Source organism: Arthrobacter sp. B0316-1-20 (genome assembly GCF_059091865.1).
This window is the reverse complement of record NZ_JBNHHC010000081.1, coordinates 1-10,935: the sequence shown is the minus strand read 5'-3', so window position 1 is coordinate 10,935 and position 10,935 is coordinate 1. Positions and strand designations below refer to the sequence as shown.

Annotated in this window: 11 protein-coding genes; 8 read left to right on the top strand and 3 right to left on the bottom strand. The window is 62.5% G+C overall.

Translation table 11 applies throughout. The annotated features are described in order from the left end of the window. The 5 genes from AC5RW2_RS38370 to AC5RW2_RS38350 form a co-directional block, all read left to right on the top strand. Positions 1 to 1,456, top strand: a 1,456-nt coding sequence (locus tag AC5RW2_RS38370) for a flavin-containing monooxygenase (protein WP_494075161.1), incomplete at its 5' end; no start/stop codon positions are given. A 56-nt stretch (positions 1,457 to 1,512) separates the two neighbouring features. Next, a complete protein-coding gene (locus AC5RW2_RS38365; protein WP_494032655.1) occupies positions 1,513 to 2,211 on the top strand; it encodes an acetoacetate decarboxylase family protein in 699 nt (232 codons plus the stop codon). Further along, a complete protein-coding gene (locus AC5RW2_RS38360; protein ID WP_494032656.1) occupies positions 2,205 to 2,861 on the top strand; it encodes a nitroreductase family protein in 657 nt (218 codons plus the stop codon). The genes AC5RW2_RS38365 and AC5RW2_RS38360 overlap by 7 nt, the downstream gene beginning before the upstream one ends. Before the next feature lie 22 nt (positions 2,862 to 2,883). Further along, positions 2,884 to 3,615 carry a nitroreductase gene (locus tag AC5RW2_RS38355; protein ID WP_494037158.1) on the top strand — a complete coding sequence of 244 codons (732 nt, stop codon included), beginning with the start codon at positions 2,884 to 2,886 and terminating at the stop codon, positions 3,613 to 3,615. A 129-nt stretch (positions 3,616 to 3,744) separates the two neighbouring features. Further along, positions 3,745 to 4,530, top strand: a complete 786-nt coding sequence (locus AC5RW2_RS38350; RefSeq protein ID WP_494032658.1) for an SDR family oxidoreductase — start codon at positions 3,745 to 3,747, stop codon at positions 4,528 to 4,530. A 49-nt stretch (positions 4,531 to 4,579) separates the two neighbouring features. On the opposite strand, the gene AC5RW2_RS38345 is transcribed toward AC5RW2_RS38350, so the two are convergent. The 3 genes from AC5RW2_RS38345 to AC5RW2_RS38335 all read right to left on the bottom strand — a co-directional run bounded on the left by AC5RW2_RS38345 (position 4,580) and on the right by AC5RW2_RS38335 (position 6,525). After that, positions 4,580 to 5,215, bottom strand: a complete 636-nt coding sequence (locus tag AC5RW2_RS38345; protein WP_494032659.1) for a TetR/AcrR family transcriptional regulator — start codon at positions 5,213 to 5,215, stop codon at positions 4,580 to 4,582. A gap of 78 nt (positions 5,216 to 5,293) precedes the next feature. Beyond that, positions 5,294 to 6,121, bottom strand: a complete 828-nt coding sequence (locus tag AC5RW2_RS38340; protein WP_494032660.1) for an enoyl-CoA hydratase/isomerase family protein — start codon at positions 6,119 to 6,121, stop codon at positions 5,294 to 5,296. Positions 6,122 to 6,402: 281 nt separating this feature from the next. Then, a complete protein-coding gene (locus AC5RW2_RS38335) occupies positions 6,403 to 6,525 on the bottom strand; it encodes a hypothetical protein (RefSeq protein ID WP_494032661.1) in 123 nt (40 codons plus the stop codon). A 447-nt stretch (positions 6,526 to 6,972) separates the two neighbouring features. Here AC5RW2_RS38335 and AC5RW2_RS38330 point away from each other — a divergent pair, with 447 nt between their 5' ends. The 3 genes from AC5RW2_RS38330 to AC5RW2_RS38320 all read left to right on the top strand — a co-directional run. Continuing rightward, entirely contained in the window at positions 6,973 to 8,232 is a 1,260-nt protein-coding gene (locus AC5RW2_RS38330; protein ID WP_494032662.1) for a CaiB/BaiF CoA transferase family protein, read from the top strand. Positions 8,233 to 8,258: 26 nt separating this feature from the next. Beyond that, positions 8,259 to 9,953, top strand: coding sequence for a long-chain-fatty-acid--CoA ligase (locus AC5RW2_RS38325; protein ID WP_494032663.1), 1,695 nt, complete (start codon positions 8,259 to 8,261; stop codon positions 9,951 to 9,953). Continuing rightward, a partial coding sequence (locus AC5RW2_RS38320; protein WP_494075160.1) for a thiolase family protein occupies positions 9,950 to 10,935 on the top strand: 986 nt, incomplete at its 3' end. The genes AC5RW2_RS38325 and AC5RW2_RS38320, both read left to right, overlap by 4 nt.

Genomic DNA, 10,935 nt, shown 5'->3' with positions numbered 1-10,935 from the left:
CTACCCCGGGGCGCGTTTCGACTCCGAGAGCTACGTCTACGGGTACTTCTCTGACAAGGAACTGCTCGACGAGTGGGACTGGTCGGAGGAGTACGCCGGTCAGCCCGAGATTGAGCGCTACCTCAACCACGTCGTCGATCGCTGGGATTTACGCAAGCACGCTCAGTTCAACACTCGCGTCGAGGGCGCGACCTATGACGAGTCAGCGGCCGAATGGGAGATTCGCCTGTCGACCGGCGCCTCGATTCGGTCCAAGTACTTCGTCCCATGCACCGGTCTACTCTCGATCCCGTACACGCCGGCATACGAAAACCTCAACTCATTCACCGGGGAGATATACCACACGGCACAATGGCCCAAGGCGCCGGTCGACTTTGCCGGCAAGAAGGTGGCCGTATTCGGCACAGGATCCAGCGGGGTGCAGATCATCCCGATCGTCGCCGAGGTCGCCCAATCTCTCACCGTGTTCCAACGGACGCCGAACTGGTGCACGCCGTTGAATAATAAGCCGATCTCCGAAGAATACATGGCAGAGATCAGGGCGAACTACGACTTAATCTACGACAGGACCACGAAGGACTACATGGGCATGGCCCATGACGGCGAGACGCGCACCTTCGCCGACGCGACGGCCCAGGAACGGGCCCAGAAGTACGAAGAGCTGTATCGCAAGGGTGGCCTGCAGAAGGTGTCCGACAACTTCGCGGACAACGCGATCGACATGGCGACGAATCAGGCGTGGTGCGACTTCCTTGCGGCGAAGATCCGTCAGAGGGTCAAGGACCCTGTGCTCGCCGAGAAGCTCATCCCCAAGGATCACGGGTTCGGTGCCAAGCGGCCGCCGATGGAGACGAATTACTTCGAGGCCTACAACCAGGACAACGTGGAGCTCGTCGAACTTCCTGAGACGCCGGTGACAACCTTCACCCCCACGGGTGTCGAGACGACCGAGAAGAGCTTCGATTTCGACATCATCGTGCTGGCGACCGGGTTCGACGCGGTAACGGGTGCGATGATGCAGATGGACATCCGGGGAGTCGATGGAGTCGCATTGAAAGACGTCTGGGAGGACGGCCCCGTCACGCTCTACGGAGCGGGTGTGCCGGGATTTCCCAACCTCTTTATTCTGGGAGGGCCGCACGTCGGCGCGGGGAACGTTCCGCGGGCCACGGAGCACCAGGTCAACTTCGTCACCGCGATCATTGAGCAGGCTGAGAAGGTCGGGAGCGCTAAGGTCGAGATCAAGGACGAGGCGGCTGCCGCATTCGTCGAGCACGTCCAGGAGTCCGTCGCCGCGATGTCGCCGATATACAACTACACCAAGAACTGGTATACGGGTGGGAACATCCCCGGAAAGAAGGTGATCTTCACCCAGTACGCGCCCGGCGTGCCCGAGTATCGCCGCCGCATGCTCCAGGAAGCTGACGCCGGTTTCCCCAGCGTCGCCTTCGCCTGAGCGCGGATCCCTGCGCCCGGCCACAGATGTACCTGTCGAGGACAAACAAGGAAAATATGAACGGTTTGATTGGCATTACCTATGGTGAGCCTCCGTATTACTACGACAAGGGCGAGGAAGTTACCGTGGTGTTCCGCACCGACCGGGACATCTTGGCGCCGCTTCTGCCTCCCGTTCTCGAGCTGCCAGAGGGCCCCGGATTGGGAGTGCTGCGCGTCGTGCATCATGTGCGCAGCAGTTTCGGCCCCTACATTGGGGTGTACCTCGCCGCCAGAGCACTGCTGAACGGAGAGCTCGTTCAGCACTGCCTGACGGGCATGAAAACGAACTTCGCCGGCGCCGTAGCTGGGCGCGAGGTCTGGGGCATGCCGTTGCAAGTGGGTGACGCAACGATGGAGTGGAAGGACGACCTCCTCATGCTGTCTGCCGGGCGCCGTGGAGTCGAGTTCGTCCGCATGTCACTCAGGCTGGAGACTCGCTCCGACCCCCCCAAGGTCAAACCAACGCTTACTTATGCGTCACCTCGGCCGACCATCGACGACGGCGATACCGGGAGTGTGCTGCGCAACGCGCGCGGAGTGGTGGAGGATCCCGGCGCGGTTCGGCATTGGACTGCGTCGTCCACGCTCCAGCTCCTAGCTGGCGATCCCGGTGATGACTGGTCTATCCTCCCCGTGCGCGAGATTCTCGAGACACATGTGAGCACAGGAGGGCACAGCTCGCTCCACCGTGGGGAGGTGCTCGCCGAATGGTGACAAATATGCCGTCGGTGGACTTGTTCGAGGCTCTCGAGTCTCTGCGCTCGGTGCGGAAGCTGTCGGCGCAGCCGGTACCCCGTGAGACCCTCGAGCGTCTGGTGCATTACGCGACCCGGGCCCCCAGCGCGGGCAATGGGCAACCGTGGGAGTTCGTCGTCGTGACGCGACCGGACCTGACTGCTCAGATCGGTGCGCTTTACCGCGAGGCCAGCGAGAGCTTGTTTGAGGCCACCGCCAATGCTTCGGGAACGAGCGAGTCAAAGAAGAAGATCTATCGGGACGCCGCCGAACTCTCGCGCTCGATGGCACAGGTTCCGGTGATCATCGTCGCGTTGCACAACGGTCCACCGGCCGCCGGAACCCATACCAACCCGGTGCGTTACGGGTCGATCTTTCCCGCTGTACAGAATCTTCTGCTGGCAGCGCATGGCCTGGGGCTGGGGGCGCTCCTCACGACCGTCCACGCCGGAAGAATTGATCGTGAGATCCAGGAGATCCTGGGGATCCCGGAACCGGCTGAGATCGTGGGGCTCATCCCCGTTGGCTATCCGGAGTCGGCGCCCGAGCCGACACCGCGCAAAGCGGTAGCGGAGGTGACCCATTGGGACACCTACCGATCTGGGCCCCTGGAGAAGATGTCGAGCTAGTGACATCCGCAAGAGGAGGACGATGACCATGACCCCCCATACCGGCACTTCGGCGTCTACGGAGACCCTGCGAGAGGCAGATCCCGGCGTGGCAACGACTCTCGATGCTTTGCTCGTTGAACGCAGGAGCTGTCGGGCGTTCCTCCCCGAACGGCTCGAACCCGATGTCGTCACGGAGATCCTCACCGCGGCCGCGCACACCCCATCGTGGTGCAACACACAGCCATGGCACCTTGATCTGCTGTCGGGCGACACACTCGAACGGGTGCGTGAGAGGCTTTCAGCAGATGCGGAGATTGACGAGCCACGTCCTGATATCCCCTTCCCTGCATCATACGAAGGCGTCTATCGAGACCGCCGTCGGAAGTCCGGCTGGGCGCTATACGAGTCCGTGGGTGTGGCGCGCGGGGACCGAGAGGCGTCTCGCGAGCAAGCGAGGCAGAATTTTGAGTTCTTCGGCGCACCACACGTGGTCATCATGTCGGCGCCGGTGCATCTCGGCGTCTATGCGGCCATCGATTGCGGGCTCTTTGCCCAGAGCTTCATGCTCTCGGCGCAGGCCCGCGGGGTGGGAACGATCGCGCAGGCTTCGATCGCCGCGGAGGCCCCCCTTCTCCGTGAGGAGTTGGCAATTCCCCAGGATCGGATGATCTTGTTCGCGATCGCTTTCGGGCGTCCCGATATCGCGCATCCTGCGAACGGGTTCCGGACCGAAAGAGAGGCATTGAGCAGGATGGTGACTTTTCGCGATTAGCGCGGGCTTCAACCCCATCAACAGAGGCGTGAACTTGAGAGTCACGTCTAGGCTTCGACCTCTTACGAATACCTCTGGCCGCGCGAGCGGCATAAACCTCACTCACCTCAACCTCCAATAGTCCGGTGCATGGGCAGGAACCTGGGGGAACTAGCGGAAATGGAGAAGACAATGGGGCGTCTTAATGGAAAAGTCGCGTTAATTAGTGGTGGTGCGCGAGGCATGGGCGCTGCGCATGCTCAGCGCCTCGTCGAGGAAGGGGCAGAGGTCGTGATCGGCGATGTGCTCGACGAAGACGGCGAAGCTACGGCCGCGCGACTGGGAAAGTCCGCTCGTTTCACGCATCTGGATGTCACGAACCCCACGGGCTGGGAAGCGGCAGTTGCGACGGCCGTCTCGGAATTCGGTGGTCTCGACATCCTGGTCAACAATGCCGGCATCATGAACTTCGCCCCGATCGACAAGTATTCGCTTGACCAGTGGAACTCAGTGATCGCGATCAACCTCACGGGAACCTTCCTCGGGATCAAGGCAGCAATCCCTGCACTCAAGGAATCCGGCAGAGGGTCGATCATTAATGTGTCCTCGACTGCCGGTCTCAAGGGGGTCGCTTCGTTCCCGGGATACACGGCGGCGAAGTTCGGGATGCGTGGCCTCACCAAGGAGGCAGCATTGGATCTCGGGCGATACGGAATTCGTGTGAACTCAGTCCACCCCGGTAACATTCGAACCCCGATGACCGAAGGTAACGAGATCGACCAGAGTGCGGTTGCGATCGCACGCCTGGGCGAGCCGCTCGAAGTGGCGAACCTTGTCCTGTTTCTCGCCAGCGATGAATCGAGCTTCTCGACGGGAGCCGAGTTCATCGCCGACGGTGGCGAGACCGCGGGAATCGTACCTGCCAATCCGCTTTAGCGGCCCTTCGGATCCAGGGCGCCGAAGGGAACTCTTGCGCGGCGGGTCGCTATGCGTTCGCTACCAGGCGCACAGCAGCCTGCCGGTAGCGCTCGGCGATTTCCATTGCTGAGAGGGGGCCGCGTGGAGAGTACCAGTCGAGGATTCCATTCGTCATTCCGAGGAGCTGACGTGCCGTAAATCGCGTGTCGACGGTATCGAAGATTCCGTCGGAGACCCCCGCGGCGAGAAGCTTCTCAAGCGTGTTCTCGACGTTGGCGCGCCTGGCGAGATACTGCGCGCGCAATTCCGGCCCAAGAAATCGCGACTCGGCGTGCAGCGATGCTAGGTCCCGCCGATTCGTGTTATGCAGCGCGAGAACCGTGATGTAGTTCTCGAACCCCACCCGCGGATCGTCTCCGGCATCCTCGAGGCACATCTCGCTTTGTGCCTGAAAGTCATCCAAGGCGATTTCGAGCAGGGCGAAGAGGATGCCTTCCTTGTTTCCGTAGTGGTAGTAAAGCGCGGGCATGGTGAGGCCGGCACCAGTGGCGATAGACCTCACTGTCGTGCCGTGGTAGCCGTGTTGCTGAAACTCAGCCAGGGCCGCCGTCAGGATGGCGGGGAGTTTGGGGCTGGGATACGAACGCCAGTCGGCTGCGTGAGGCACGTCCGGCGCATCCGTGTTTGTGCCAGTCTCGACCATTTCGTGTCTCCATCTGCATGTCCGGGGCTTGTCTTAGCGCTGGTCTTACGCTATCAGGAGACTGTTGAGCAATATGCCCTATCGCCACTGAGGGGCGCGCTTCTCGGCGAACGCCGCCATGCCCTCAATGCCTTCGTCGCTGGGGAAGACGGCCGCCGTCGTCTCCTCGTTTGCGTCCCATGCACTCTCGCGCGTCCAATCTTCGTTCCAGACGGACCCGTCCGTCGCCGCGCGATAGGCGGTCTTCTTCGTCAAGCGCACGGCATTCGGTCCGTTCGCCGCAATGCGTTGCGCGATGCTTAGTGCCTCGTCGAGCACGTCCTCGGCTTCGACGGCGCGGTTGATGAGGCCCCACGACAGCGCTGTGCTCGCATCGATGGGCTCGGCCGTGAGGAGCATTTCCAGCGACCGGCGCAGCCCCACGAATTCATGGAGACGAACAGCGCCGCCTGCCGCGGCGTAGAGGCCCCAGCTCGTCTCTGGAAAGGCAAATAGTGCCTGTTTCGACGCGACGATGAGGTCGCAGGCAAGAGCGATCTCGAGACCGCCGCCCATCGCGTGTCCGTTGACGGCAGCGATGGTTGGCTTGTTGCACCACTGGCGAACCATTCCGCCAAAGTGCCACTCGGGGTATTCGGGGGAGTGGACGCTGCTGGCGCTCAGTCCGCGCGCGAGTTCCTTCAGATCTGCGCCCGCGCAGAAGGAACTGCCGGCTCCGGTGAGAACCACGACACGAACGCTGTCGTCCGCGTTCGCTGCGGCGAACGCTGCGCCAAGAGCCGAAGACACTTCGGAATTAACTGCGTTGTGTGCCTCCGGCCGGTTGATGCGCAGTACGGCGATGTGACCGATTGTCTCGTTGAGGACGACGGGCTCCACGGTCCGCGTAGTCGGTGCGGTAGTCATAAGCTCACCTTCTTGTTTAGGTAGCGATCACTATATACGAATGGCCGGTCGACGCAAAGAGGATATGCAGCTGAGACCCCCACTATGCGCCGGGTGTGATGTCGAGGGTGAGAGTGATGTGCCGATCGGCAATATCGTTGGGCGAGGGACTGCCCATACGGGCGGCACTAGTTCACCGCACAGGAATAGATGCCAAGCTTCGCGCCGCTGGCCCCTTCGCGGTAGCGGAAGTGTGGCCCCGGCGTCGCTGCATCCTGGTGGGATGTGTTTGACCACGCACTTCACAGGTTCTGGACTTCCGCGGCCGCAGCGCCTTCGACCCCGGGCGCGCCTACGCCGCCCAGGGTGATCAGGAAAGACAAGAGCCGCCGGAAAGCCCGCCGTTGACCAAAAAGTTCCAGCATCCGTTAACTCTGCTGGAAGAACAGGGGTCGCATACTTTGGCCCAACCCACAGGCGGGCCGCGCCTCGACACGGCCATTGATCACCGGCATTCACATCAGCACCATGAACGACGAAGCGGGATACCCGCCGGCGAACCGATGCGCCGCTTAGCCCCGCCGCGTGACGGGCGCCACCTGCGCGTGGGTAGTCGGAGGCGGGTGCGGGGGGCATGGAAGTACGGGAACCGTGCGAGTGGATGTGGCGTCATAGACATGCAGCGTGAATTCATCGCGGGCCACAGGAGGCGCCAGGTGGTCGTCGGCCGCATCAATAACCTGCAATCTCTTTGTGGCGCTCTCCTAGTCACTGATCATCGGGGTTTGTAGTTAGTGGTTGCGCCTGGGAGTCATCGACCTCTATATTAGCTAGCGTTCAGTAAGTTTCCGATTGAGGTGGGGAGTACGGCGATGGTGACGGAAACTCCAGCATCGACCGATGCGGGTGACGACGATCGGGGGTTTGGTGTGGGTGTGATGACCAGCGGCCCGCTCGCGGGGCTGAACGTGGTCGAACTCGGAGGCATCGGGCCGAGCCCGTTCGGGGGCATGCTGCTGTCTGATCTTGGGGCAAACGTCATCCGCGTGGAACGAGTCACCGACGTGGACGTGCGTGACATTAATGTCGAGGCACATGCCGTCCTCACGCGGGGAAGGCGTTCGGTTGCGCTCGACCTGACGACGCCGACTGGTGCCGCGGCGGCGCAGCGCCTCATCGACGGGGCCGATGTACTGCTCGAGGGGTTTCGGCCTGGGGTCCTTGAGCGGCTCGGTTTCGCGCCCGAGACATTGAGCGCGCGCAACCCCAGGCTGGTCATTGGAAGGATGACGGGGTGGGGCCAGGACGGGCCGAGGGCAGCGACCGCAGGCCACGACATCAATTATCTGGCCGTGAGCGGCCTGCTCGCCGCGACCGTTGCGCCAGACGGTACCCCAGTGGCTCCGTTGAACGTTCTGGGCGACTTCGGAGCCGGCGGCCTTCTCCTCGCATTCGGCGTGCTGGCCGCCGTGTACGAGGCGCAGCGTACGGGGCGGGGGCAGGTGGTCGACGCGGCGGTCGTGGATGGGGCGGCACTCTTCACGGGGATGCTGCACGCCATGCGTCATCACGGCATGTGGGACGACGGAAGTCCCGGGGGCAACATTTTCGATGGAGGCGCCCCGTTCTACGGCGTATACCGCACGCGGGACGACGAGTGGATTGCCGTCGGGGCAATTGAGCCGAAGTTTTACGACAGACTGATCGAGACGCTCGGATTGGGGGACGCTCTCCATGGGTTCTCGCAGCACGATCGATCGCACTGGTCGCAGACTCGGGACGTCATCGCGCAAGCGTTCGCCGGTCGCACGCTGGCGAGTTGGGTAGAGGCGTTTGAGGGAGTGGACGCTTGCGTCACGCCCGTGATCCGGTCCGCCGACGTGCATTCGGAGCCGCATCTCGCCTCGCGCGCGGTCTATTCGCAGGTGCACGGAATGACACACCCGGCTCCTGCGCCGCGATTCTCACGGCATGCTGACCTCGCCGCGCCGACCTGTGTCGCACCCGGGAGTGACACCAGGGCAACCCTGCGGAATCTCGGCTTCGATGAAGCGGAGATCGAAGAAATGATTGCACAGCGAGCGGCGCGCCAAGCTGGAGTCGCACATGCGGTGCCGATGACGACATCATGATGAGTAAGAGAGCGGAGACGGCAATCGTGGAGCACGAAGAAACGACTCAGGGAAGCGAGAAGACGATGACGGCGTCGCCGGGCCTAATGATGGACTTTCCTCTGACGACGACCCACTTCCTGTGGCGCATGCGGAACGTGCATCCTGACAGTCGGATCGTCTCGGTCCGCAATGCCGACGGTGGGTCCGACACTCAAACCTTCGCCGAAACGGCGGAGCGTAGTGAGCGTCTGGCGGCGGCGCTCGATCGCCGCGGGATCCGCCGCGGAGACCACATCGCATCGTTCGCGTGGAACAGTGCCGAGCACATGGAGACCTACCTCGGCGTGATGGGCATGGGCGTCGTGCTGCACACGATCAACCTGCGCCTGCACGACGACCACATTGTGTGGACGGTGCGCCACGCGCGGGACCGCGTACTCATTGTCGACGACTCGCTCAGCGCACAGATCTTCCCATTGCTGCCGCTGATGCCGTCGATCGAATTCATCGTAGTCATCGGCGACGGCGACATCCCCACCGCCGACCTGCCCGTAATCCGGTACGCGGACATCATCGCCGAAGACGCTGAAGGGTACGCGTTCCCGGCGCTCGACGAGCGCTGCGGCGCTGCGCTCTGCTACACGTCGGGAACGACAGGGGATCCGAAGGGCGTGCTGTACTCACACCGGTCCATTGTGCTCCATGCGCTCACGATGGCCGGGGGCGACGTAGTAGGCATCCGCGGACACGATGTCGTCCTAGCCACGGTGTCGATGTTCCACGCGGTGGGGTGGGGTCTGCCGTTTATTGCGATCATCACGGGGGCCGATCTCATTATGCCCAGCCGGTATCTGCAACCGCCCAGTCTCGCTCGGATGATTTCGGCGCACGAGGTGACGTGGTCGGCCGGTGTCCCGACCATCTGGATGGACCTGATCCGGTATCTGGACTCGCATCCAGAGAGCGGCAGCGACAACACTCAGGTACTGGCGTCTGTGCGCAAGCTATTTCTCGGCGGCAGCCAGGTGCCGCGCGACCTCGTCGTGCGCATGAGGGACGACTTTGACGTCGATGTCGTTTCCGGGTGGGGGATGACTGAGACGTTCCCCGGTGCGGCCGTCACTTACGTCGATCCACGAGCAAGTCAGGAGGAGCTTCTGGCGAAACGGGTCAAGGGTGGGCGGGTGAGCCCGTTCTACGAGGTTCGGATCGTTGACGAGGACGGGGCGGTGCTTCCCCACGACGGGGAGTCGCGGGGTGAACTCGAGGTTCGCGGACCGATGGTCTCGTCTCACTACTACGGGTTGAGTGACAAGCAGGTGGCGGACAAGTTCCACGACGGTTGGCTGCGCACGGGCGATATCACAACGGTGGATCGTGAGGGTTGGATCACACTGTTGGACAGGTCGAAGGACGTGATCAAGTCCGGCGGCGAATGGATCTCTTCGGTCGATCTTGAGCAAGCCCTCCAGGATCACCCGGATATCCATGAGGTTGCCGTCGTGGCGCGCTCGGACCCGCGCTGGATGGAGAGACCTCACGCCTTCATCGTCGCGTCGGATGGTCTCGATACCGAGGCACTGCGCGAGTTCCTCGCCGATAGAGTGCCGAAGTGGTGGGTGCCGGAGCAATTCGAGCGGATCGAAGAGATTCCGCGGACCACCACTGGAAAGCTCAATAAGAAAGAACTCCGCGCGCGTCTCTCAGGAGAGGCCGCAATCATCGAGGGAGAGAAATGAACGTGCGCGATGCGGTCATCGTCGATGCGGTCCGCACCGCATCCGGCAAGGGAAAACAAGGCGGGGCGCTATCTGGCGTGCATCCCGCCGACATGCTAGCGACCGTCATCTCCGCACTCGTTGAGCGCACTGGAATCGACCCGTCGACCATCGATGACGTCATTGCTGGGTGCGTGAGCCAGATCGGTGACCAGTCCCTAAACATCGCTCGTAGTGCCGCGCTTGCCGCCGGCCTTCCCATACACGTGCCCGGCACGACGGTGGATCGACAGTGTGGGTCCAGCCAACAAGCCGCGCACTTCGCTGCGCAGGGCGTCATGGCTGGTGCCTACGACGTAGCCATCGCGTGTGGCGTCGAGTCAATGAGCAGAATCCCGATGTATTCGAACACGCAGGGCGGTGATCCGCATGGGCCGCTTGCATCGAGGTTTACCAGCCTGCCCCCACAGGGAATTGGCGCCGAGCTCATTGCTTCGCGATGGGGCTTCAGCCGGAATGAACTGGACGCGTTCGCGGCCCGCTCTCACGAGCGAGCTGCTCATGCGACGGAGAAGCGGCAGTTCGCTCGTGAGATTGTTCCGGTAGAGACTTCGAACGGAAACGCTCATGTCAGGGACGAAACAGTACGGGCAACGACCACGGTCGATGGACTCGCCGGTCTCCCAGCAGCGTTCAAAAGCGAAAAGTACTCCGCGCGTTACCCGGAAATCGATTGGAGCATCACGGCAGGGAACGCGTCTCCGCTGACTGACGGTGCTTCCGCGGTCCTGATCATGTCGGCAGAGCGCGCTGAGAGCCTTGGGTTACGGGCGCGCGCCCGCTTCCACGCCTTCGCCGTGCGAGGTTCCGATCCGGAGATCATGTTGACCGGACCCATCGAGGCTACTAGGCATGTTCTCGAGCGCACGGGCATGCGGATCAGTGACTTCGATACGTATGAGATCAATGAAGCATTTGCGTCGGTTCCCCTGGCGTGGGCCGC